Origin of the sequence: Bradyrhizobium sp. HKCCYLS3013 (assembly GCF_051167615.1) — a bacterium.
In the GTDB taxonomy this organism is placed as follows: domain Bacteria; phylum Pseudomonadota; class Alphaproteobacteria; order Rhizobiales; family Xanthobacteraceae; genus Bradyrhizobium.
Window position 1 is genome coordinate 1 of the sequence record NZ_JBNPTK010000016.1, and the last position, 23,953, is coordinate 23,953.

At 65.9% G+C, this 23,953-nt stretch carries 20 protein-coding genes; 9 read left to right on the forward strand and 11 right to left on the reverse strand.

Going from position 1 to position 23,953, the window contains the following annotated elements:
* Window positions 1-201: 201 nt before the first annotated feature.
* Both ACQR1F_RS24950 and ACQR1F_RS24955 read right to left on the reverse strand, forming a co-directional pair.
* Window positions 202-1,101 carry a LysR family transcriptional regulator gene (locus ACQR1F_RS24950; protein WP_315802427.1) on the reverse strand — a complete coding sequence of 300 codons (900 nt, stop codon included), beginning with the start codon at window positions 1,099-1,101 and terminating at the stop codon, window positions 202-204.
* 275 nt (window positions 1,102-1,376) lie between these two features.
* A complete protein-coding gene (locus tag ACQR1F_RS24955; RefSeq protein WP_315802546.1) occupies window positions 1,377-1,790 on the reverse strand; it encodes a TspO/MBR family protein in 414 nt (137 codons plus the stop codon).
* Between the two features lie 275 nt (window positions 1,791-2,065).
* On the opposite strand from ACQR1F_RS24955, the gene ACQR1F_RS24960 reads away from it, so the two are divergent.
* A complete protein-coding gene (locus ACQR1F_RS24960) occupies window positions 2,066-3,025 on the forward strand; it encodes an AAA family ATPase (protein ID WP_434898292.1) in 960 nt (319 codons plus the stop codon).
* 5 nt (window positions 3,026-3,030) lie between these two features.
* Complete coding sequence (locus ACQR1F_RS24965; protein ID WP_316218457.1) at window positions 3,031-4,407, forward strand: vWA domain-containing protein; 1,377 nt, start codon at window positions 3,031-3,033, stop codon at window positions 4,405-4,407.
* A 264-nt stretch (window positions 4,408-4,671) separates the two neighbouring features.
* Here the strand turns inward: ACQR1F_RS24965 and ACQR1F_RS24970 are convergent, their stop codons facing one another.
* The 4 genes from ACQR1F_RS24970 to ACQR1F_RS24985 all read right to left on the reverse strand — a co-directional run bounded on the left by ACQR1F_RS24970 (window position 4,672) and on the right by ACQR1F_RS24985 (window position 8,494).
* The gene (locus ACQR1F_RS24970; protein ID WP_434914040.1) at window positions 4,672-4,947 is read right to left on the reverse strand and encodes a hypothetical protein; all 276 of its coding nucleotides are present in this window, start codon (window positions 4,945-4,947) and stop codon (window positions 4,672-4,674) included.
* Window positions 4,948-5,670: 723 nt separating this feature from the next.
* Window positions 5,671-6,117 carry a RidA family protein gene (locus tag ACQR1F_RS24975; protein ID WP_315802423.1) on the reverse strand — a complete coding sequence of 149 codons (447 nt, stop codon included), beginning with the start codon at window positions 6,115-6,117 and terminating at the stop codon, window positions 5,671-5,673.
* Between the two features lie 12 nt (window positions 6,118-6,129).
* A complete protein-coding gene (locus ACQR1F_RS24980; RefSeq protein ID WP_434914041.1) occupies window positions 6,130-7,824 on the reverse strand; it encodes a benzoate-CoA ligase family protein in 1,695 nt (564 codons plus the stop codon).
* A gap of 175 nt (window positions 7,825-7,999) precedes the next feature.
* Complete coding sequence (locus tag ACQR1F_RS24985) at window positions 8,000-8,494, reverse strand: MarR family winged helix-turn-helix transcriptional regulator (protein WP_434886962.1); 495 nt, start codon at window positions 8,492-8,494, stop codon at window positions 8,000-8,002.
* A gap of 305 nt (window positions 8,495-8,799) precedes the next feature.
* On the opposite strand from ACQR1F_RS24985, the gene ACQR1F_RS24990 reads away from it, so the two are divergent.
* Window positions 8,800-9,984 (forward strand): ABC transporter substrate-binding protein, encoded by a 1,185-nt coding sequence (locus ACQR1F_RS24990; protein ID WP_316183228.1) that lies wholly within the window; start codon window positions 8,800-8,802, stop codon window positions 9,982-9,984.
* A gap of 20 nt (window positions 9,985-10,004) precedes the next feature.
* A complete protein-coding gene (locus tag ACQR1F_RS24995; protein WP_315751999.1) occupies window positions 10,005-10,463 on the forward strand; it encodes a cupin domain-containing protein in 459 nt (152 codons plus the stop codon).
* A gap of 118 nt (window positions 10,464-10,581) precedes the next feature.
* Here the strand turns inward: ACQR1F_RS24995 and ACQR1F_RS25000 are convergent, their stop codons facing one another.
* From ACQR1F_RS25000 to ACQR1F_RS25015, 4 genes are all read right to left on the reverse strand, one after another.
* Window positions 10,582-11,829: a flavin-dependent oxidoreductase gene (locus ACQR1F_RS25000; RefSeq protein ID WP_316238985.1), complete on the reverse strand. Its 1,248-nt coding sequence runs from the start codon at window positions 11,827-11,829 to the stop codon at window positions 10,582-10,584.
* Between the two features lie 54 nt (window positions 11,830-11,883).
* Entirely contained in the window at window positions 11,884-14,232 is a 2,349-nt protein-coding gene (locus tag ACQR1F_RS25005; protein WP_434839766.1) for a bifunctional salicylyl-CoA 5-hydroxylase/oxidoreductase, read from the reverse strand.
* 87 nt (window positions 14,233-14,319) lie between these two features.
* Window positions 14,320-15,156, reverse strand: coding sequence for an enoyl-CoA hydratase family protein (locus ACQR1F_RS25010; RefSeq protein ID WP_315802417.1), 837 nt, complete (start codon window positions 15,154-15,156; stop codon window positions 14,320-14,322).
* 48 nt (window positions 15,157-15,204) lie between these two features.
* Entirely contained in the window at window positions 15,205-15,966 is a 762-nt protein-coding gene (locus ACQR1F_RS25015; RefSeq protein ID WP_315802545.1) for an SDR family NAD(P)-dependent oxidoreductase, read from the reverse strand.
* Between the two features lie 170 nt (window positions 15,967-16,136).
* Here ACQR1F_RS25015 and ACQR1F_RS25020 point away from each other — a divergent pair, with 170 nt between their 5' ends.
* The 5 genes from ACQR1F_RS25020 to ACQR1F_RS25040 are packed head-to-tail and all read left to right on the forward strand — an operon-like array spanning window position 16,137 to window position 21,865.
* Window positions 16,137-16,967, forward strand: coding sequence for an alpha/beta fold hydrolase (locus tag ACQR1F_RS25020; RefSeq protein ID WP_434882183.1), 831 nt, complete (start codon window positions 16,137-16,139; stop codon window positions 16,965-16,967).
* Window positions 16,964-18,250, forward strand: coding sequence for an acyl-CoA dehydrogenase family protein (locus tag ACQR1F_RS25025; RefSeq protein WP_434873914.1), 1,287 nt, complete (start codon window positions 16,964-16,966; stop codon window positions 18,248-18,250). Before ACQR1F_RS25020 ends, ACQR1F_RS25025 begins: the two co-directional genes overlap by 4 nt.
* 2 nt (window positions 18,251-18,252) lie before the next feature.
* Window positions 18,253-19,791, forward strand: a complete 1,539-nt coding sequence (locus ACQR1F_RS25030; protein ID WP_434914042.1) for a class I adenylate-forming enzyme family protein — start codon at window positions 18,253-18,255, stop codon at window positions 19,789-19,791.
* The gene (locus tag ACQR1F_RS25035) at window positions 19,788-20,882 is read left to right on the forward strand and encodes an NAD/NADP octopine/nopaline dehydrogenase family protein (RefSeq protein WP_434914043.1); all 1,095 of its coding nucleotides are present in this window, start codon (window positions 19,788-19,790) and stop codon (window positions 20,880-20,882) included. Before ACQR1F_RS25030 ends, ACQR1F_RS25035 begins: the two co-directional genes overlap by 4 nt.
* A complete protein-coding gene (locus tag ACQR1F_RS25040) occupies window positions 20,879-21,865 on the forward strand; it encodes a 3-hydroxybutyryl-CoA dehydrogenase (RefSeq protein ID WP_434914044.1) in 987 nt (328 codons plus the stop codon). Before ACQR1F_RS25035 ends, ACQR1F_RS25040 begins: the two co-directional genes overlap by 4 nt.
* Window positions 21,866-22,906: 1,041 nt before the next feature.
* Here the strand turns inward: ACQR1F_RS25040 and ACQR1F_RS25045 are convergent.
* Window positions 22,907-23,953, reverse strand: a complete 1,047-nt coding sequence (locus tag ACQR1F_RS25045; RefSeq protein ID WP_434914045.1) for a peptidase M29 — start codon at window positions 23,951-23,953, stop codon at window positions 22,907-22,909.

Genomic DNA, 23,953 nt, shown 5'->3' on the forward strand with positions numbered 1-23,953 from the left:
GGCCACCCCAACTTGCCAAAAACCCACAACAGTTGAGCCTCGCAATATGCGGAAGCTGAACCGGACAGCCGTGGGACGAGCCCGGGCATGACGGAGTAACTCACTGGCGGGGTTGCTCGTCCCAGGAGTCCGATATCTTCACATGCCCGCCTTGAACCTCCAGGGGACAATGGCGCCGCCCGAACCGAACTGACGCAGCGCTCAGCGCGGCAGCTTCCTGATCAACGCGGTCGCCAGCTTGATCGTCTGCTGCGCCAGCGGCGTCGGGCGCTTGTGCGCCGAGGTGACGAAGCACAGCACGCTTGTCGGGGCCGGCTCGGTCAGGGGCCGGATCGCGAGTTCGCCGGCGCGGCCCGAGGCGGCGACGCCGCTCGGGGTCAGCACCGCGTGGCCGTAGCCGGCGCAGACGAGATCGATGATCGAGGGCACGCTCGACACCTCCCAGGCGATGTCGAGCTTGATCCCGGCGAGCGCGGCCTGCGTCTCCAGCAGGCGCCGCATCGCGTGCACCCGCTCCGGCATGATCAGGCTGTAGCGCGACAGCTCGGCCATCGGCAGCGGCGCGGTGACGCGGCGCTTGCCCTTCGGCGCGTGGCTGACGAGGGCGAGCGGCTCCTGCAGCACCGGCGTGATCTCGATACCGGCCTGGGCTTCCGGATTGTAGACCATGCCGACATCGATGCGGCCCGTGGTGACCCACTCGACCACATGCGTCGACAGGCCCTCGACCACGGCGAGGCGCGCGGCCGGATATTCCTTCCGGAAGCGGTCGATCAGCGGCAAGGTCAATTGCCGCGCGATGCTCGGCGGCAGGCCGATGGTGACGCGGCCGACCGGCGCATCGCGGCTGGCGCCGAGATCCTCGCGCGCATGCGCCACCAGCTGCAGCACGCCGACGCTGTGGTCGAGCAGCCGCTTCCCCGCTTCAGTCAGTTCGACGCCGCGCCCGTTGCGCGCGAACAGCTGCTGCTTCAATTCCGATTCCAGCGCCCGCACCTGCCGCGACAGCGCCGGCTGCGCCACGTCGAGCACGGACGCGGCCTTGCTGAACGAGCCGAGCTCGGCGACCTGGACGAAGTATTCGAGCTGCTTGAGGTTCATGGGCGGTGGCCCCGCGAATGCCCGTGGTGTGACGCGAACTCGGAGCCGCAAGCGCGCTGCAACCTCGCCCCGCTTGCGGGGCCGCGACGAGCTTCGCTCGCGCTGAGAGGTCGGATTGCATCGTCAGATCCAATCCGGGTGAGGGGGTACAGGTCTATCCGCGAACACCCCCCGCGCGGCTGCCCCTCACCCCAACCCTCTCCCCGTAAGAACGGGGAGAGGGAGCGCACCGTTGTTCTCATCTGACAGCGAGCTTTCATCAAACCCGCCTCATCTCAATTCAACACGTTCACCGAAAAATTCAGCACCGACGCAAACCCTACCCAACACGCATAGGGCACGAACAGCAACGCGGCGATCCGATCCTCGCGCCATTGCATCACGATGAAGATCACGATCAGCACGAACATGCTGGCGATGATCGCGAACGCGACCCACATCAGATGCGCGGTGAAGAACACCGGCGACCAGGCGAAGTTCAGCACCAGCTGTCCCCACCACACCTGCATCACGGCGCCGCTTTCGACCCGCTCATAGGTGCGCCAGCCGGCGACCGCAATCATGATGTAGAGCACGGTCCAGGCGATCGGAAACAGCCAGCCCGGCGGGGTGAACCAGGGCTTGTTGAGCGAGCCGTACCAGGCGCCGGGCATGTTGGAGGCGCCGATGATCCAGCCGCCTCCGACCACGAGGACCAGCAGGACGAGGAGATGCAGGATGGATCGGTTCATATTCCGCTCGGCGTGATTTACAGGAGGAGGTTCTCGGTCCGTCCGCTGGCGACCGGCAGCCATGCGGCTTGGGCACCCACGCACGCACTGGACAGGGCTGCCGGGTGCGCGTAGCCAGGACATAACACAATGCGAGGAAAAGTCAGGGTTTTCGCCCTGATGCCAACGTCCAGGGACCGGAACGCCGATCACATCTGCGCCGGGTCCTGATACCAGGAAACGGAGTTTCGTCAGTGGCTGATTCCCCGGCCTCCCCTTCAGCCATCGCCTCGATCGCGGCCGTCGAAGCCGGCCTCGCCGCGCAGGGCTATATCGCCAGCCGCCAGATCGCCACCGCCGTCTACCTGTCGCAGGCGATCGACAAGCCGATCCTGGTCGAGGGGCCGGCCGGCGTCGGCAAGACCGAGCTCGCCAAGGCGATCGCCGCCTGGCGCGGCCTGAAGATGATCCGGCTGCAATGCTATGAGGGTCTCGACGAGGCCAAGGCGCTGTACGAGTGGAAATACGCCAAGCAGCTGCTCTACACCCAGATCCTGAAGGACAAGCTCGGCGAGGTGCTCGGCGGCGCCCAGACCTTGCATGCCGCGCTCGGCCAGCTGCATGATTTCGGCGACGTGTTCTTCTCCAAGGAGTTCGTCGAGCCGCGGCCGCTGCTGCAGGCGCTGCTCGAGCCAAACGGTTGCGTACTGCTGATCGACGAGATCGACAAATCCGACGCCGAGTTCGAATCGCTGCTGCTGGAGATCCTCTCCGATTTCCAGGTTACGATCCCCGAGCTCGGCAGCATCGCCGCCGCAAAGCCGCCGACGGTGATCCTGACCTCCAACTCCGAGCGCAATCTCGGCGACGCGCTCAAGCGGCGCTGCCTGCATCTGCACATCGGCTTCCCCGAGCAGAAGCTGGAGGAGCGCATCGTCGAGAGCCGCGTGCCCGGCATCGCGCAGAATCTGCGCCGGCAGCTCGTGGCCTTCATCCACGACGTCAGGACGCTCGACCTGAAGAAGCAGCCTTCGGTGAGCGAGACCATCGATTGGGCGCGCGTGCTGGTGCTGCTGCAGGCCGCTGAACTCGACCACGAGGTGGTCAAGGACACGCTCAACGTGCTGCTGAAATACGAATCGGACATCGAGGTCGCGCTGCCGCAGGTGACGACCTTCGTCGCCAAGGCGCAGCGACAGAACATCTTCGGGTAGGCGCCATGCAGGAGAACCTGCATCGGTTCTTCCGGGCGGCGCGCGGCGCCGGCGTGCACGTCTCGCCGGCCGAGAGCATCGACGCCATGCGCGCGGTGGCGAGCGTCGGTCTCGCCGACCGCACGGTGCTGCGCGACAGCCTGCTGCTGACGCTCGCCAAGAGCGAGGACGAGAAGAAGGCGCTCGGCGCCTGCTTCGACCTGTTCTTCGCCCATGTCGATCCGGCGCAGGCCGAGGCGGATGACGAGACGCGGCAGGACGCGGCGTCGAAGGAGGCCCAGGCAGCTCCGCCATCATCGGGACAGCCGGCCGGCGCCGAGGCGGATGCCGAGCTTGGGCCCCTCGCCCAGATGCTGCTGACGCAGAACACGGCTGACATCTCGGCCGCGATCGCCAACGCGTCCAGCGCCGTCGGGCTGTCGGAGATCCGCTACTTCACCCAGCGCGGCCTGTTCTCCAGCCGCATGCTGGAGACGATGGGCATCCAGCGGCTGCGCGACGATCTGGATACGCTCACCGAAACCAATCCGTCATTGGCGGAGCGGCTGCAGGCCGGGCTCGACGGCCTGCGCGACACCGTGCGCGATGCCGTCGCGCAGGCGCTGGCGCTGTACGGCCGAGAAGAGACCGAGAATCTGCGCCACGAGATCCTGCGCAATGCCCAGCTCTCGCGCATCGAGCCGCGCCAGGTCGCGGCGATGCGGGCGCTGATCCGGCAGATCGCGCGCCGCCTGCGCGAGCGCTATGCGAAGCCGCGCAAGCGCCAGCGCCGCGGCCATCTCGACGTCCGCCGCACGCTCCGCCGCAACGCCGCCTGGGGCAGCGTGCCCTTCCTCACCGCGTGGAAGCGACGGCACCGCGACCGCCCGAAGATCGTCGCGCTGTGCGACGTCTCCGGCTCGGTCGCCCGCGTCTCGGACTTCTTCCTGCTGCTGATCCACAGCCTGCACGACGTCGTCAGCGACGTCCGCTCGTTCGCATTCTCCGGCCACCTGATCGAGGTCAGCGAGATCCTGGAGCAGAAGCCGGCCGAGGAGGCCATGGCCGAGATCATGCACAAGGTCGGCTTCGGCTCGTCCGACTACGGCTCGTCGCTGGTCGATTTCGAGAAGCAGTTCATGGCCTCGGTGACGCCGCAGACCACCGTGATCATTCTGGGTGATGCCCGCAGCAACAAGCTCGCCCCGCGCGCCGACATCCTGAAAGCGATCTCGGAGCGCGCCAAGCGCGTGGTGTGGCTCAATCCAGAGGGCCGCATGACCTGGGGCTGGGGCGATTCAGAGATGCCGCGCTACCAGACCTTCTGCAACGTCGTCCGCCCCTGCGCAACGGCCCAGCAGCTCGAGCGCGCCGTGAGCGACATCGTCTCGGCCTATCAGTAGGCCACCGCTCTCACCCCGTCATTGCGAGCGAAGCAAGCAATCCAGGGATGGAGCAAGGACTCTGGATTGCTTCGTCGCTGCGCTTCTCACCATGACGCCGAAAATTCGTAGGGTGGCAAAGCCGTCGTGCGGCGCAAGCCGCGCGATGGCGTGCCCACCGACAGTCCATCCGCGCAAGACGGCGGGCATGGCGCGAACATGTAACACGGACAAACAATCGCATTGCGGGCGCGCCTTTGCCCACCCTACGCACCGTCGGCGGAGCTACCTTGCCCCCGCCGCCCGCTTCAACAATGCCGCACGCTGCTGGTCCGTAAAACTCACCCCCGACTTCTTCTCCACCACGCGCACCGCCCACGACCGCATCGGATCGTCATCCACCCGCGCCGGCTCGCGCAGAATGGCGACGCCGATCTCCAGCATCTTGGCATCGGCCTGATGCTCGATGCCGCCGCCACCGACGCTCGCCAATGCCAGCGCGCCGGCCGCAGCGCCGATGCCGGCGGCCAGCGCCGTCGCCACGAAGAGTTTCCAATCCAAGTCCACCCCCTGCTCTCATCCGCCCCTGGGCGGCCACGCTCGAACAGGTTGGTGGCCGCGACATGGCGATCCCGCGTCCATCGTTCGACAGAGGGCGCATCAGACGACCACAATTGTTCGACGAACGAAGCGCAATGCCTGCGAACTGTGATGTGCTGTGTGACTGCCCGTCGCGTTACCATGTCGCAGCGCTCGAGCCTTGTGTCGTCGGGCAAATCACGACGATGCTTGCGCCCAACCTGATCCGGCGAAGAGGGGCGTACGCGTCGTCACGATACGTGGGGCAGGCTGCGGTGGACGCCGTTGCATCATGCGCTTGTTGCGCGGACGAGTGATGTCGTGGCGTACGGTGAAGTCGTGATGTCCTGATACCCCGACGCTGGTATCACCCGCGCAACGCGCTACGCGCGTTGTCGCGAACGCGACGAGGCTTCGCCTCGCGCGGAGGTGGCCAACAAGCCCGGCGCACCAGGGAGACCACGTATAAGCCGTCAAACATCGCGCAGGGAAGGCCGGCATGTTCGGCCCACCTGTGGTTCCTGCCCCGTGCATTTTTGATCGCACGGGGGCCGCGGGTGTGGTGGACACCCGGCCTTCCCTGCGCCCTCGATTTTCGCCGGGGGTGATCGACCAGCAAAGCTCGGGCCGACCAGCCGCGAGAGCGCGATGTCATATTCCAGATTCGACCGATCAAAGACGGGCCCCTGCCGGCAGCACCCGCCCTCAGCGCGGCACCACCGCAGTCGCCTCGATCTCCACCCGCGCGGCCTTCTCGACCAGCCTGACGACCTGCACCAGGGCCATCGCGGGATAATGACTGCCAAAGATCTCGCGATAGATCTTCCCAAGCTCCTTCAGATGGCCGAGATACTCATCCATGTCGACGACATACCAGGTCAGGCGCACCAGGTGCTCCGGACGCGCATGGCCCTCGGCCAGGATTGCGGAGATGTTTTCCAGCGCCTGCCGCACCTGCGCGACGAAGCCGTCGGCGAGCGTCTCGCTCGCGTCCCAGCCGATCACGCCGCCGGTGACGACGATGCGCCCCTCGGCGCTGATGCCGTTGGCATAGCCCTTTGGCATCGGCCAGCCGCTCGGCTGCAGCACGCGCATGCCCTCGGCCTCATCCTGCTTCACCACGGCCAGCGTGGGCGCCTTGGTCGTGCTCACGACTGTGCCTCCTTATCGATTGTCAGCGCCGGACGGCGGCGCGGCCACGCCTTGCGCCAGCTGCCGCAGGGCAAAGCGCTTCAGCTTGCCGGTCTCGGTCTTGGGCAACTGTGTCACGAACTCGATCGCACGCGGATATTTGTACGGTGCGATCTCGCGTTTGACATGCTCCTGCAGTTCGGCCACCAGCGCCGGCGTGCCTTCGGCTCCCGGCGCCAGCACGACATAGGCCTTCACGACCATGCCGCGCGCGTCGTCGGGAGCACCGACAACGCCGCATTCGGCGACAGCCGCGTGCGTCAGCAGCGCCGCCTCGACGTCGGTGCCGGCGATGTTGTAGCCGGACGAGACGATCATGTCATCGGAGCGCGACTGATACCAGAAGTAGCCGTCCTCATCCATCACATAGGTATCGCCGGTGACGTTCCAGCCGTTCTGAACATATTTGCGCTGACGCTCGTCGGCGAGATAGCGGCAGCCGGTGGGACCGCGCACTGCGAGCCGCCCCATCGTGCCCGGCGGCACGTCGCGGCCCTCGTCGTCGACGATCTTGGCCTCGTAGCCCGGCACCGGCTTGCCGGTGGCGCCGGGGCGGATCTCGTCCTCGATGGCGCTGATGAAGATGTGCAGCATCTCGGTCGAGCCGATGCCGTCCATCAGCTTCAGCCCGGTCGCCTTCAGCCAGGCGTCGAAGGTCGGCTTCGGCAGGGTCTCACCGGCGGAAACGCATTTGCGCAGCGAGGAGATGTCGCGCCCCTCGAGCTTGCTCAGCATCGCCCGATAGGCGGTCGGCGCCGTGAAGCAGATCGTGGCCTTGGTGCGCTCGATGGCCGCGAGCAGATCGTCCGGCGAGGTCTTTTCCAGCACGACATAGGATGCCCCGATATGCATCGGAAACAGCACGCCGCCGAAGCCGAAGGTGAAGGCGAGCGGTGCGGTACCGATGAAGCGGTCGCTCTGGCTGGCGCGCAGCACGTTGCGGGCGTAGCCGTCGCACACTGCGAGCATGTCGCGGTGAAAATGCATGGTGCCCTTGGGATCGCCGGTCGTACCGGAAGTGAAGGCGATCAAGCAGAGATCGTCGGAGGCGGTGTCGACTGCGGTGAACTCCGGGCTGGCATCGGCGATCAGCGCTTCCAGCGCGCTGGGCTGGCCGTTGCCCCAATAGACCACCTGCTTCAGCGCCGGCGCGATCGGCCGGGTCTTTTCCATCTCGTCGGCGAGCTTGCCATCGCACAAGGCCAGCGCGATCTGCGCCTTCTGGATCGGATAGGACAGCTCTTTGGCGCGCAGCAGCGGCATGGTGGCGACCACGATGCCGCCGGCCTTGATGACGGCCAGATAGGTGGCAACCATCATCGGATTGTTGGCGGAGCGGAGCAGCACGCGGCCGCCGGGCACGAGGCCGAGCTTGCCGACCAGGACGTTGGCGATCCTGTTCACCAGGGCCTGCAGCTCACGATACGTGTAGCCGATGTCAGCGCTGATGATGCACGGCGCATCGCCCCGCCCCTCATTCACCCAGCGATCGACGAAATGCGTCACGCAGTTCAGCCGCGGCGGATACTGGAATTCGGGCCGGCTGAAGACGAAGTCAGGCCACAGCTCGCGCGGCGGCAGATTGTCCTGGGCGAAGGTGTCGACGTGGGCGCTGTGCGCATGCGCACCGGCGCTCTCCGGCTGCTGAACCTTGGCGGCAGTGGCCATCACACGCTCCTGTCTGAAGGGAAGAACGCCCGGCACGTTTCAGTCCTAAACATTTTAGACTTAAAACATCTGGACGCAAGAGCCGAGGAGAGCCGAAGATTGTGCACTGCCCGCAAATTGTTTGAGCGTTTGCCGCGCGTGGCAGCGTGGCCTGCGACGTCCTGTCAGGCCCGCTTCAATCCTGCCGGCGCTGCACGGCCTTCTGCGCCGACCCCTTGGTCTTGGCGAGCAGCCGCATCAACTCGCGCACGTCTTTCTCCGAGAGATCGCCGAAGATATCCGCGATCCAGGTCTCGTGCTCGGCCGCCATCTTGCGGAATTCGGCGCGACCGAGCTTGGTCAGCCGGATCACCTGGACGCGGCGGTCGGTGTCGGAGGTGCGGCGATCCAGATGGCCGGATTCGACGAGGCGCTCGACCAGTCCGGTGACGTTGCCGTTCGAGACCATCATGCGCTTGGAGACGTCGGACAGGGTCATGCCATCAGGCGCCTTGTCGAGCTGCGCCATCAGGTCGAAACGCGGCAGGGTCACGTCGAAACGCTCACGCAGCCGGCTGCGGATCTCGCCTTCGATCAGCGTCGTGCAGGTGAGCAGGCGCAGCCACAGCCGCAGCTCCTCGGCATGGTCCTCGGGCAGCTCGACGGCCTTGGTCTCGGAATCAAGCGTCATGACGGAATCACTTGGGCACGTTCAGCCTCGTCTGGCGAGGCTCGTGAGTTTGACCTTCAGGACCTCCCGGGAGCAAGGAAAAATGTACCGTCATTTTGCGCAGGACGATGAGGCGGCAATTCCTTTAACCTTCAAGCAATTGGCGCGGCGCTTGCATGCGTGCCGAAACTGCCCTTTCCGCAAGCAGCTCGCTTGCGGCTGAGGGCGTCATCAGACTAGGCTTGTGACCAAGCTGCGGTCTGGCCCATCGTTTGGTCAGGTGCAAAAAACATAAACCTGAAATTCCGCATCCCGGGGGAGTTGTCATGAAAATGAGTTCGAAGCTGGCCGGTCTCGGCGTCGGTCTTGGCATTGCTGCGAGCCTGCTCGCCCAGCCGACGCTGGCCGCCGACAAGATCAAGATCGGCGTCATCGTCACCCTCTCCGGCCCCGCCGCCGCGCTCGGCGGCCAGGTCCGCGACGGCTTCAACCTTGCCATCAAGGACCTCGGCGGCAAGATGGGCGGCAAGGACGTCGAGGTGGTCGTCGCCGACGACGAGCTCAAGCCGGACGCCGCGATCACCAAGGTCAAGGGCCTGCTCGAGCGTGACAAGGTCGACTTCGTCGTCGGTCCGATCTTCTCCAACATGCTGCAGGCGATCCACCGGCCGGTCACCGAGAACAAGACCTTCCTGATCAGCCCGAATGCCGGTCCGTCCAGCTACGCCGGCAAGGAGTGCAGTCCCTACTTCTACGTGACCTCGTACCAGAACGACCAGGTGCATGCCGTTCTCGGCAAGGTCGCGCAGGACCGCGGCTACAAGAAGATGTATCTGCTGGTTCCGAACTACCAGGCCGGGCGCGATTCCGTCGCCGGCTTCAAGCTCGACTACAAGGGCGAGATCGTCGAGGAATCCTACGTCCCCCTCAACACGCTCGATTTCCAGCCCGAGCTGTCCAAGATCTCCTCGCAGAAGCCGGACGCCGTGTTCACTTTCATGCCGGGTGGCATGGGCGTGAACCTCGTCAAGCAGTTCAAGCAGGCCGGCCTTGCCGACACCATTCCGGTGCTCTCGGCCTTCACGGTCGACGAATCCACGCTGCCTGCGCAGCAGGACGCCGCGGTCGGAATGTTCGGCGGCGCCAACTGGGCGCCCAATTTCGACAATCCGCAAAGCAAGAAGTTCGTCGCCGGCTACGAGGCCGCCTACAACAGCGTGCCCGGCACCTACGCCATGCAGGCCTATGACGCCGCGCTTTTGATCGACAGCGCCGTGAAGGCGGTCAATGGCGACCTCAGCAACAAAGATGCGGTGGCCGCGGCGCTGAAGAAGGCCGATTTCGCCTCGCTGCGCGGCAACTTCAAGTTCAACACCAATGGCTACCCGATCCAGGACTTCTATCTGACCAAGGTCGCCAAGCGGCCCGACGGCAAGTTCCAGACCGAAATCGTGCAGAAGGTGTTCGAGAACTACGCCGACCGCTACGCCAAGGATTGCGCGGCCAAGTAACAACAGGGAGCGAAACCAACATGAACCATCCGGAAATCGCCGGCATCACCCGGGCCAATGAGGGCATCCAGGGCATCTCCTGGAACATCCTCGGCCAGGTCTACGTGCCGAAGAACCGCACCGAGCACAGCTTCTCCTGGCATGCGACGTTCCCGGTCGGCACCTTCGTGCCGCCGCACATCCATCCCGACCAGGACGAGTATCTCTACATCCTCGAAGGCCGGCTCGATTTCTTCCTCGACGGCGCCGAGGAATACGCCACCGCCGGCGACACGGTGCGGCTGCCGATGGGCAAGCCGCACGGCATCTTCAACAAGTCGCAGCAGACGGCCAAAACGCTGTTCTGGGTGTCGCCGACGCGGCGGCTCTACGAGCTGTTCTGGGCGATCCACAACATGCGCGAGCAGAACCCGGACGACGTGGTGAAGCTCGCCGCCGAGCACAACATCCACTTCCTGCCCCCGCCTCCGGGGGCGTGAGGCGGGCTGGTGCTTGGGTTCGAACTATACCACAGAATGCAGTCGGCTGCCTCTCCCCGTTGTTACGGGGAGAGGGCTGGGGTGAGGGGCAGTCCGGAAAACGGTGCTCGACGCTGACTTACGACGCCTGCCGCGTCACCATCCGCGCGGCAAAGCCGGCCCGGCTGGCATAGCCGCGCACGATGCCTTCGCGGGCTTCGTAGTTGAGGATGGTGTTGATGTCGCTGAACCCCTGCGGCGCGAGCTGCTCGACGGCATCGATGACGCCCTCGGGGCCGCCGCGACGGTTGGACGCGACGATCTCGGCCGTCATCGGCAGCCGCTTCTGCTCATAGGTCATCAGCGCCTGGCGCGGATGCTCGGAGCGGGCCAAGGCATCGGCGAGCGCTCGGGCATCGAGAATGGCCTGCGAGGCGCCGTTGGAGCCGACCGGGTACATCGGATGCGCGGCGTCGCCCAGCAGCGTGACGCGGCCACTCGACCAGTAAGGCAAGGGATCGCGGTCGCAGCAGGGATATTCCCAGAACTCCGGCGTCGCCCGCACCATCGCGGCGAAGTCGACCTGGGGAATGGAGAAGCCGTTGACATGCGGCATCAGCTCGTCGGCCTTGCCGAGCCGCGACCAGTCCTCACGCCGCGGCGGCGCGGTGTTGGCATCGCCGATGCGCACCAGCACGGCCCAGTTGGTGAGGCGGCTCGCGGGGCTCGAGCCCTCGGCGATCGGATAGATCACCGCCTTGGCGTTGAGGCCGCCGGCGATGATCATCGAACGCCCGGTCAGGAACACCGGCCAGTCGGTGGCGCCGCGCCACAGCATCAGGCCGTTCCAGCACGGCGCGCCCTCGTTCGGGAACAGCGTCTGCCGGACCTTGGAATGGATGCCGTCGGCGCCGATCAGCACGTCGCCGCGGGCGGTGTGGACATGGGCGCCGGTGCGGTCGAAGAAATACGCGGTGACCCCGCCCTCATCCTGGGTGAAGGCGCCGAGCCGGCAGCCGGTGTGGACCTTCTCAGGCCCGAGCCGCTGCATCACCGCCTGATGGATCACGCTCTGCAGACGGCCGCGGTGAATCGAGAATTGCGGCACATCATGGCCGGCATCGAGCCCGCGGGTCTCGTGCCAGACCTCCTGGCCGCGCCGGGTCAGGTAGAACAGCTCATAGGTCCGGATGGCGACCTCGTCGAGCCGGTCGAGCAGCCCGAGCTGGGCGAGCTCGCGGATCGCGTGCGGCAGGGTGTTGATGCCGACACCGAGCTCGCGGATTGCATCCGCCTGCTCGAACAGCTCACAGTCGATGCCGCGCGCCCGCAGCATCAGAGCCGTGGTCAATCCGCCGATACCGCCGCCTACGATGATCGCCTTCATCGTCCCCTACTCCACTCGTACTTCGCATACCGGGCGGCAGCGTTGCACAGCGGCTCACTCCGCCGCAAGCGGCTTCGCAGCCTCGGCCTTCAGCTCGGCCCGCGTTTTCGGCTTAGCCTTAATCTTCAGCTCCTCGAAATCCTGCCGGTCGCGGACGCTGTTGCGGAAGATCTGCTCCTTGCCCGGCAGATATTGCGGTGGACAGAACATGTCGGCGCCGTACCAGGCCGCGGCCTTCATCGTGAAGGCGGGGTCGACCAGATGCGGACGGCCGAGCGCGACGAGATCGGCGCGGCCGGCGGCGAGGATGGTATTGACCTGGTCGGCCGAAGTGATGTTACCGACGCACATGGTGGCGACATCAGCCTCATTGCGGACCTGGTCCGAGAACGGCGTCTGGAACATGCGGCCGTAGATCGGCTTGGCCTCGCGCACGGTCTGCCCGGTCGAGACGTCGACGAGATCGACGCCCGCCTCGCCGAAGGCGCGGGCGATCAGCACCGCGTCGTCACCAGTGATGCCGCCCTCGGCCCAGTCGGTGGCGGAGATGCGCACCGACATCGGCTTGTGCGCCGGCCACGCCGCGCGCATCGCCGCGAACACTTCCAGCGGGAAGCGCAGCCGGTTCTCCAGCGAGCCGCCGTACTCATCGGTGCGCCTGTTGGTCAGCGGCGAGATGAAGCTCGCGAGCAGATAGCCGTGGGCGCAGTGCAGTTCGAGCATGTCGAATCCGCAGCGGTTGCCGCGCTCGGCCGCAGCGACGAAGTCGGTCTTGATCGCATCCATCGACTGGCGGTCGAGCTCGCGCGGCACCTGGCTGTCCGGGAAATACGGCAATGGCGACGCCGACACCACGTCCCAGCCGCCCTGCTCCAACGGCCGGTCGATGCCGTCCCACATCAGCTTGGTCGCGCCTTTGCGGCCGGCGTGGCCGAGCTGCAGCGCGAACTTCGCCTGCGAGTTCGCATGGACGAAATCGACGATGCGCGTCCACGCCGCCTCCTGTGCGTCGTTCCACAGACCGGCGCAGCCGGGCGTGATGCGGGCACCGCGGCTGACGCAGGTCATCTCCGTGAACAGCAGACCCGCGCCGCCGATCGCGCGCGAGCCGTAATGCACCAAGTGGAAATCGCCAGGGACACCTTCCTCCGCCGAGTACATGCACATCGGCGACAGCACCGCGCGGTTCACGATTGTCATCTCGCGCAGCTTGAGCGGCTGGAACATCGGCGCCAAGGGCTTCTCGACATCGACATCAAAACCCTTGGCGCGGACCTGGCGCGCGAAGGCCTTGTCAACCTCGGCCACGAAGTCCGGCGCGCGCAGAGTGAGATTGTCGTAGGTGATCGCTTTCGAGCGCGTCATCACGCCGAACGCGAACTGAACCGGATCGAAATCCCAGAAGCGGTCGACATGCTCGAACCAGACCAGCGACACGTCGGCGGCGTGCTGGGTCTTCTCGACCTCCTCGCGCCGGCCATGCTCGTAAAGATCGAGCGCCGCTGGAATGTTGGGCGCGCGCTGCATGGCGTCAGCCAGCGCGATCGCGTCCTCCATCGCAAGCTTGGTGCCCGAACCGATCGAGAAATGCGCGGTCGACTTGGCGTCACCGAGCAGCACCATGTTGTCCCTGACCCAGCGCTTGTTGCGGATCATCGGGAAATTGCGCCACATCGAGCGGTTGATCAGCAGCGGATGGTCGCCGAGGAACCAGCCGAAGATCTCCTTCATGCGATCGGCGGACTGCCGCTCGTCGAGCCCGGTCAGGCCGGCGCGCTCGAAGGTCTCGGGATCCGTCTCGAATATCCAGGTCGAGTGCCCCGCCTCATACTGATAGGCGTGCGCAATGAACGGGCCCCACTCCGTCTCCTGGAAGATGAAGGTGAAGGCATCGAGCGGCTTGGTCGAGCCCATCCACGCGAACTTGTTGGCGCGCAGGTCGACCTCGGGCTGGAAGTGATCGACATACTTCTGGCGGAAGCGGCTGTTGATGCCATCCGACAGGATCAGGAGATCCGCATCAGCGAATTGCGACTCGTCCTCGAGGTCGACCTCGAACTGCAGGGTCACACCCAGCTCGCGCGCTCGCTCCTGCAGGATGCGCAGCAGCGTGCGGCGCGAGCAGCCGCAGAAACCATTGCCGCCGACCCGGTGGACCGTGCCGCGGAAATGCACGGCAATATCATCCCAGTAGGCGAACTCCTGGGTGATCCGCTGGTAGCTCGGCAGATCGTGCTTCTCGAAATTGTCGAGCGTGGCGTCCGAGAACACCACGCCGAAGCCGAACGTATCGTCGGCACGGTTGCGCTCGTAGACCGCGATGTCGGCGCTGGGCCGCTGCTTCTTGAGCAATATCGCCGCATAGAGACCGGCAGGTCCGCCGCCGATGATCGCGATCTTCATGAGCGCCTCCGCTGGAGAGCCGAGCCAATGAAAATTATTTTAGACCTAAAATATCTCCTGGCAAGTCCCTTTGGTTCCCGCGGCCGCTCAATTGCCCTGGAAGACCGGTTTGGACTTGGCGGCGAACGCTTCGAAGGCGCGGTTGAAATCCTCTGTCGTCATGCACAAGGCCTGGGCAACTGCCTCCGCCTCGATCGCCTCCTCGACCGACATCGCCCATTCCATCGCCAGCATGCGCTTGGTCATCGTGTTGGCAAAGGTCGGGCCGTTCGCGATCTCTGTTGCCAGTGTCACGGCCTGCCCCAGCACGTCGGCGGGCGCGACGGTGCGGCTGAAGAAGCCCCAGCGCTCGCCCTCGTCCGCGCTCATGAAGCGGCCAGTGTAGAGCAGTTCGGACGCACGCGACTGGCCGATGATGCGCGGCAGGATCGCGCAGGCGCCCATGTCGCAGCCGGCAAGACCGACCTTGTTGAACAGGAACGCTACCTTGGCGCCGGTCGCTGCGAGACGAATGTCGGAGGCCATCGCGACGATGGCGCCGGCACCGGCGCAGATGCCCTCGACGGCGGCGACGATCGGCTGCGGACAGGCGCGCATCGCCTTGACCAGGTCGCCGGTCATGCGGGTGAAGGCGGTGAGACCCTTGGTGTCCATCTTCACCAGCGGACCGATGATCTCGAACACATCGCCGCCGGACGAGAAGTTGCCGCCGGCGCCGGTCACGACCACCGCCTTGACCTCATCGTCGAAGGCACAGGCCCGGAAGAAATCGGTCAGCTCGCGATAGCTCTCGAACGTCAGCGGATTCTTGCGCTCGGGCCGGTTCAACGTCACGGTCGCGACGCGATCCTTGACCGTAAGCAGGAAATGGCTGGGCTTGTAGTCCGCCAGCGGCACGGTGACTGGGTTGGCCGGTCTCGACATGTAAGTTCCCTCTGTTCAACTGTTTTCGTTAGGCCAGGGCGCTGCGGCTCACACTTCGCCGCCGGCAACCGCGATCGCCTGCCCCGTGATCGCACCGGCACCGCTGCCGCACAGCCACAGCACAGTGTCGGCAACCTCCTGCGGCATGATGAGACGCCCCTGCGGATTGTGCTTGGCAAGCTCGGCGATCGCTTGCTCCCGGCTGCGGCCGGTCTTTTTCATGATGTTGTCGACGCTTTCCGCGACAAGATCGGTATCGGTAAAGCCGGGACACACGGCATTGACCGTGACGCGCGTCGCGGCCAGCTCCAGCGCCAGCGATCGCGTGAGGCCGACGACCGCATGCTTGGCCGCGGTGTACGCGCTGACATAGGGATAGCCCTTGAGGCCCGCGGTAGACGCCACTGCGACAATCCTGCCATAGGGCCTGCCCTTCATCGCCGGCAGCACCGCCTGCACGGCGTGTACGACGCCCATGAAGTTGATGTCCATCATGCGGTGGAACAGCGCGGTGTCGGATTTCAGGAACGGCGCCGATTCTGCGCTTCCCGCATTGGCAACCAGAATGTCGATCGGCTGATGCGCGGCGGCGCTTGCGGCTGCGGCATTGAGCGCCGCCGGATCGGCAACATCGGCGATTGCGGCGTGATCTGCGCATCCGGCCGCGATCGCCTCATCGAGCGTTGCGCGGTTGCGACCGACGATCGTCACGGTTGCGCCCGCAAGCTTCAAGGCGCGCGCGATTTCGCGGCCAATGCCGCGCCCGCCCCCGGTCACCATCGCATGCGCGGCTTGCGGAAGTCCGGACATGCGTGCGCCTCCTCTGATTTCGTTGGCTCGTCTCGACGGAGAAGTTATTTTAAACTTCAAATTTTTGCAACAACACGCCGGAAGCGGCTTGACACCTCGTTTACCGCGACTAGCGTTCAAGGGCCTGGAGCGAGCAACGTAGCGGCCTCGGGCATATCTCGGAGGTCTGCGTGCCTGCGTCGCAAATCGTTACCACGAAGGACGGCCGCTTCGGCTACGAGGCATCGGGGACGCCCGAGCAACAGAGCGTTGTGTTCCTGCACGGCATCGGTGGCGCCGCGCGCGCCTGGCGTGGTCAGCTCGATTATTTCGGCGAGCGCTGCCATGCGGTGGCCTGGGACATGCCGGGCTATGGCCGATCCGCCCGGCTCGACATGGTCAGCATCACCACGCTCGCCGCTGCGCTCCAAGACTTCCTGATTCAGATCGGCGCCAAGCAGCCGATCCTCGTTGGTCATTCCATCGGCGGAATGATCGTACAGGAATGGTTGACGATGCATCCACAGGCCGCGTCGGCCGTGGTGTTGGCTCAGACCAGCCCGGCATTCGGCAAGGCCGACGGCGACTGGCAGAAATCGTTCATCGAGGCCCGCCTCGGCCCGCTGGATCGCGGAGCGACGATGGCGTCATTGGCGTCGGGCCTGGTCGAGGAGTTGGTCGGCGACGATCCCGATCCGCACGGCCTTGAAATTGCAACCTCCTGCATGGCCGGCGTGCCCGAGGCAAGCTATCGCTCGAGCATGCTGGCCCTGCTCGGTTTCGACCGGCGACAAGCCTTGAGGGACATCAAGGTGCCGACGCTGGTGCTCTCGGGATCGAAGGATCGTAACGCACCGGCGCCGATGATGGAGAAGATGGCGAGCTTCATTCCCGCGTCGAGCTATGTCGAGATCCAAGGCGCCGGCCATCTCGTCAATCTCGAACGGCCCGGCGAATTCAACACTGCGCTCGACGCCTTTCTGAAGGCGCACGCGACAACGACGGCAGCGGAGGCACAATGACCATTCAGGTCCAGAAGACGGCGACGGCATCCCGTGAGGCGCTCGACGCCCCGATGTTCGATCCGGCCGCGTACCGGCTGACCGCTGAGCAGGCCGACATCATCACTCGCGCTCGGCAACTCGGACAGAGCGTGCTGGCGGGCCGCGCCGCGACCTGGGATCGCGAGGCGAGCTTTCCGACTGAGAACTACAAGGACCTGCATCGCGCCGGCCTGCTCGGCATCTCCGTTCCCAAGGCTCTCGGCGGCCTCGGCGCCGGCTACCAGACCTATGCACTCACCGCCGCCGAGATCGGCCGCTATTGCGGCGCGACCGCGCTGACCTGGAACATGCACGTTTGCTCGACCTTATGGTCCGGACCGCTCGCCGACGACCTCGACATGGAGGACGACGTCCGCGCCGAGCATGAGCGGCGGCGCGCGATCCACTACAAGCGCATCGTCGAGGACGGCGCGATCTACTCGCAACCGTTCTCGGAAGGCGGCGCAGCCGCGGCGGGCGGCGTCGCCTTCGGCACCGAGGCCAAGCCGGTCAATGGCGGCTGGCTGATCAACGGCAAGAAGATCTTCGCCTCGCTTGCCGGACACGCGGATTATTATGGTGTGCTATGCACCGAGGTCAGCGAGGGCGAGAAGGCGTCCCGCCGCAACACGCTCTATCTCGCGGTGCCGGCGAAAACGGAGGGCGTCTCCGTCGTCGGCGACTGGGATCCGCTGGGCATGCGCGGCACGGTGTCACGCACGCTGCTGTTCAAGGATGTCTTCGTCGCGGAGGACGCCGCCTTGATGCCGCGCGGCGTCTACTTCCAGGCGGCCATGCGCTGGCCGCACATGTTCATGACGTTGTCGCCGACCTATATGGGCCTGGCGCAGGCCGCCTACGACTTCACCGTCAAATATCTGCGCGGCGAGGTGCCCGGCATGCCGCCGGTCAAGCGGCGGATGTATCCGACCAAGCAGATCGCGGTGGCGCAGATGCAGATCAAGCTGGAGCAGATCAAGGGCATCTGGTTCCAGGCGGTGACCGAGGCGCGCGCTAATCCGACCAAGGAGCAGGTGCTGCGCGCCTATGCGGCGCAATACTCGGTGATGGAGGGGGCCAATGACCTGGCGGCGCTCGCCATCCGCACCTGCGGCGGACAGTCGATGCTCAAGACGCTGCCGCTGGAGCGCATCTATCGCGACAGCCGTTGCGGCTCCCTGATGCTGCCCTGGACCGCCGAATTGTGCCTCGACCGCATCGGCCGCGAGGCACTGTACGAGCCCGGCGAGACGGACGACTGAGCGTGGACCTCTGCAACCTGATCGAGCGCAACGCGGCGTTCACGCCGGACAAGCCGGCGATCCACTTCGAAGGCGCGACGCTGAGCTATGCCGATTTCAGCGCGCGCATCGCGCTGATGGCGCGCGCGCTCAAGTCCGAGTTCGGCGTCGGGCGCGGCGACCGCGTCGCGATCCTGAGCCTCAACCGGCCGGACTATCTGGTCCTGCTCTATGCCTGTGCGCGGCTCGGCGCGATCCTGGTGCCGTTGAACTGGCGGCTTGCAGTCGCCGAACAGGTCTTCATTCTCTCGGACGCTGCCGCCAAGGTGCTGGTGTTGGAGCAGGCCTTTGCGCCGGTGCTGCCGGCGCTAGCGGAGCAGCACCCGGAGACAGTGCCGGTCGGCATCGATTTCACGCCGGCTAACGGATTGCAGATCGACGATCTCCTAGCGCGTGGCCACGGCGACGATCGCAACCCGCACATCGATCTCTCCTGCCCGCTGCTGATCGTCTACACCTCGGGCACCACGGGCCGGCCGAAGGGCGCAGTGCTGCGGCAGGAGGCGCTGCTGTGGAACGGGGTGATGAGCCAGCACATGCATGGCCTGACCTCCGACGATCACGTGCTGACGGTGCTGCCGCTGTTCCATGTCGGCGGCCTCAACATCCAGACCACGCCGGCGCTGCATCACGGCGCCACCGTCACGCTGCACGCCCGCTTCACCCCGGATTCGACGCTGGCCGCGATCGTCAACGACCGGCCGACATTGACCGTGCTGGTGCCTGCAACGATCCAGGCCGTCACCGAGCATCCGGGCTGGGCCGCCGCGAACCTGTCGTCGCTCAAGGCCGTCGCCACCGGCTCGAGCATCGTGCCGCCGGCGCTGATCGCGCGTATCACGGCGCGCGGTGTGCCGGTACTGCAGGTCTATGGCTCGACCGAGACCTGTCCGATCGCGGTCTACACGCGGCTCGGCGGCGACCTCTCGCGCGCAGGCTCGACCGGCCTGCCCGGGCTGTGCTGCGAGGCCAAGATCATCGACAAAGACGGCGACGAACTTCCGGCGGGCAAAGCGGGCGAGATCGCCGTGCGCGGGCCCAATCTGTTCTTCGAATATTGGGGCAACGCCAAAGCCACGCAGCAGGCGATCCATGACGGCTGGTATCGCACCGGCGACATCGCCCAGCGCGATGCGGAGGGGTACTTCTTCGTGCTCGAGCGCAAGAACAACATGATCATCTCGGGCGGCGAGAACGTCTATCCGGCCGAGATCGAGCGTGTGCTCAGCGAGCATCCCGACGTCATCGACTGCGGCGTGATCGGCCGGCCCGATCCGCGCTGGGACGAGGTGCCGGTCGCCTTCGTGGTCAAGCGCCAGGGCTGCGCGCTTGAGGCCGAGACCCTGCGCGCGCATCTGCAGTCGCAGCTCGCGCGCTTCAAGGTGCCGCGGGACATCGTTTTCGTCGACGACCTGCCGCGCACCGCGCTCGGCAAGGTGCAGCACCATCTGCTGCGCCAGATCGATGACCCCGAAATAAGCGAGACGGAGACGCGCTCTTGAAAATTGCAGTGCTCGGCGGCGGCAACGGCTCCTTTGCAGCGGCAGGCGATTTCGCGCTCGGAGGTCACGAGGTCCGGCTGTGGCGCCGCGATGCGGACGCTGTCGCGCAGCATCGAGCGGCGGGCTCGACGATCGTCGTCAAGGACGTCAATGGCCGGCATGAGGCCAGGCTCGCGCTGGTCACGACCGACGTCGGCGAGGCCGTCCATGGTGCCGAGCTGATCCTCTGCCCGGCGCCGGCCTTCGCACAGGCCGACATCGCGCGCCGTCTGGCGCCGCATCTGACCGACGGCCAGGTCGTATTCCTGCCGCCGGCGACCTTCGGCACCATGATCTTCGCGGCGGCCGCACGCGATGCCGGCAACAAAGCCAGTGTCAGCTACGCCGAGACCGGCACCCTGCCCTGGCTGACCCGCAAGCATGGCCCGTTCGAAGTGGCGATCACCATCCGCGCCAAGCGGCTGCCCGTCGGCGTGTTTCCTCTCAGGACGGCGGACCGCGCTCTCGCGGTGATCGGCCGCGCCTTCCCTGGCGTGATCGAGTCGTGCGGCGATGCTCTGTCGGGCGCACTGATGAATGCCGGCTGCATCATTCATCCGCCGCTGATCGTGATGAATGCAGGGCCGATCGAGCACTTCGAACGCTGGGACATCCACAAGGAGGGCACGCAACCGTCGATCCGCCGCGTTACCGATGCGCTCGATGCGGAGCGGATTGCGGTGCGCGAAGCGCTCGGCTATGGCGCGCCGCATTTCCCGCTGGCGCATCACTACGCCAAGGAGGGCGAGATCTGGATGTATGGCCGCGGCTCGCACGATCGGCTCACCGATTCCGGCGATTGGCGCGAGCAGCTCGTGCTGACGCAGCACCGCTACATGCGCGAGGATCTCCGGCTCGGCCTGTCGTTCCTGATCTCGGCGGCCGAGCTGAGCGGCACGCCGGTGCCGCTTGCCCGCGCTTTCCTTGCCATCGGCGGCGCAATCTGCGGCGAGGATTTTTGGGCGACGGGACGCACGCTCGCCAGCCTCGGCCTTAGCGGTCTCGATCGAACCGCCCTGCAGGCGCTGTTGCGCGACGGGTTCGCGGCATGAGCACGCGCGGTCATATTGCCTGCCTCGGCGCCGGCCGCATGGGGCGCGGCATCGCGGTGGCTTTCGCCTATGCCGGCCATCCCGTGACCATGATCGACATCAAGCCGCGCACGGCGGCCGAGTTCGACAGGCTGCAGCGCGAGGCGCTCGGCGAGATCAGCGCGACGTTCGCCACCTTGGCGCGGCTCGGGATGCTGCGGGCCGCGGACGCCGACAGACTGATGGCGAAGATCAGCGTGGCTCCGGCCGACGCGAGCAGCGACGTGCTGGCGCAGACCACGCTCGTCTTCGAAGGCGTGCCGGAGATCGTCGACCTCAAGCGCGAGGTCTTGGCTGCGGCGTCGCGCGCGGTCGCGCCGGACGTGATCATCGCCTCGACGACGTCGACCATCCTGGTCGATGATCTCTCCGGCGCGGTGGAGCGGCCCGAGCGCTTTCTCAATGCCCATTGGCTCAACCCGGCCTATCTGATCCCGCTGGTCGAGATCTCGCCGGGCAAGGCCACAGATCCCGACGTCACGGCGCGGCTGAAGGCTTTGCTGGAAGACATCGGCAAGGTGCCGGTGGTCTGCGCGGCGACGCCGGGCTTCATCGTGCCGCGCATCCAGGCGCTCGCCATGAACGAGGCGGCGCGGATGGTCGGCGAAGGTGTCGCCAGCGCCGAGGAGATCGACAAGGCGATCCGCTACGGCTTCGGCTTCCGCTACGCCGTGCTCGGCCTGCTCGAATTCATAGACTGGGGCGGCGGCGACATCCTCTATTACGCCAGCCGCTATCTCGAAGGTGCGCTGGGTAGCGACCGCTACCGCGCGCCCGAGGTGATCGAGCGCAACATGGCGGAGGGCCGCATCGGCCTGCGCACCGGTTCGGGCTTCCTCGACTACTCCGGCATGGACGTCGCCGCCTATCGCGAGCAGCGGCTGGGAGCGCTGGTCGATATGCTCAGGCATTTCAAACTGGCCCGGCCACCGGTGGTGGATTGAGCGCGGCGAGTGCACGTGAATGCGCCCTCTCCCTTTGCGGGAGAGGGCATGTAGGACAGTGCGGCGAGCTCGGTTGGGTGAGGGGTATGTTTCCACGAGCTTTGCTCGCTGAGAGATACCCCTCACCCAATCGAGTGCGAGGATGGGCCGGCGATGCCCTCTCCCGCAAGGGGAGAGGACGCTGTATCGCGCAGCGAGGCGATGGGTGCGGTCGGATTCACGGTTCAAACAGCGATCGGCATGAGGGCGCAGTCTCGCGGCACATCATGCCCGAGGTATGCGATGAGTTCGTCCCTCTGGGAATGCAGAGGGCGCAGGGAATGCCGGGTGAAGGCCTCACCCATGGCCCGCCTGCGAAAAAAATGCAGGCGGCAGGTACCACAGGCAAAGCCGAACACTCCGGCATTCCCTGCGCGATGGGTCTAACGCTTATACGCAGTCTCCCTGGTGCGCCGGGCTTGTTGGCCACCATCACCGCGCGGCACTGAGGCCGACGCGACTTGATACCAGCGTCGGGGTATCAGGACGCTGCGACTTCACGTCCGCAAGCGATCGTTCGTCCGCGCCCTCGTAAGAAGACGCTGCGATCTCTCGCGGCCATCGCATCCCCACCTCGCGTGTCGTGACGATCGCGCGCAACGCCCCTCCGCAGTGAGGCGGGATGCAGAGAGAGAACCATAATTTCCGAAAAATAGCAAGCAGATTATTTTTAACAGAAGAACGGAATGATTCTGTCTCGGCGCTTGTCATTTGGGCCGGCCCGCACCGCGTGATGACGGTGCGCTCCCCTCCCCCTTGCGGGGAGGGGTCGGGGGTGGGAGTCCTCGAGTTGTGCTTGGAGTGACGAGCGCAAGAGCCCTGCATCGATCAACCGATGGCGTGTTGCGGCCTACGCGTCTCACAGTGGAGGTTTGTGTACGAGCAGTTGCGCCCACAACGGAGTTCAGCGCATGGGGACCCCCACCCCCGCCCCCTCCCCGCAAGGGGGAGGGGAGCGCACTACCGCCGCGCCAGCAGCTCGCCAGTAGAATGCGAAGGACTCTACCCGAACACGTCCTGCAACACGCCTTCCTTGATCACGGCGACCCCATCCAGCTCGATCGTTGTCCCCATCATCGGCAGGTCGAAATGGCCCGCCGTGTAGCGACCGGCGAATTCGTTGGCGCCGGTGGAGAACAGGAAGTTGCCGGGGACGGCGCGCAGCTCGGTGCCGTTGGTGTCGCGCTGGTCGTACATGGTCAGCGCCTCGTAGCGCGCGCCGGGGTTCATGCCCCAGCCGACATGCGACACCGCATAGGCCTCGCGGTCGCCCCAGGAGGCGAGATAGGCACGCATCATCGCGGCGTCGGCGCCCTCGCCTGCCAGGTCGGTGATGTAGTCGTCGCGCAGCGTCATCGTGACAGGCGATGAGAGATAGCGCTTGAAGGTGAGGTTGATGTCGCCCGGCGCCATGACGATGGTGCCGTTGACCGATTTGCTCTTGGGAAAGCTGACGACGATGCCGCCCGGCCAATGCGCCAGCGTGCCGGGACGGTCGGTCCAGCCCCAAACGCCGACAGTCGAGGCGCCCTCCATGACGACGTCGAGATCGGTGCCGGCCTTCGACGTCACGCGCATGCGTTTCGTGCCGCGCAGCATCTTGGCGGCGGCCCGCACGCGCTTCTCCAGCGCCGAGTCAGGCCGCATGCGCTCGAGCGCTTCCGGATGCTCATTGGAGATGACGAGAATGCGCGCGCCGGTTTTGAGGATCTCCGGCGTCTCCACCGCGTGCATCAGGCCCTCGATGGTGCAGTCGACGACGAAGCCCGCTTGCTGCAAGGCCGTCACAACGGGGCCGAGCTTGCCGATCGCCTCCGACGCGCCGGTCGAGCGCACCGGCACCGGGTGGGGGTTGCGCGGGGTCGGCACCACGACGTGGAACGGACGCGCGCCCATGCGCAGCAGCGCCAGCTCGGCGATGTGCACGTTGAGCGGGCGCGACTGCGTCTCCGAGAGGATGGCGGCGGTATCGCCGACCTTCACGGCACAGCGCTCGAAGATCTCGCAGAATGCGTCGATCCATTTCGCCTCGATGCGATCCGCCAGCAT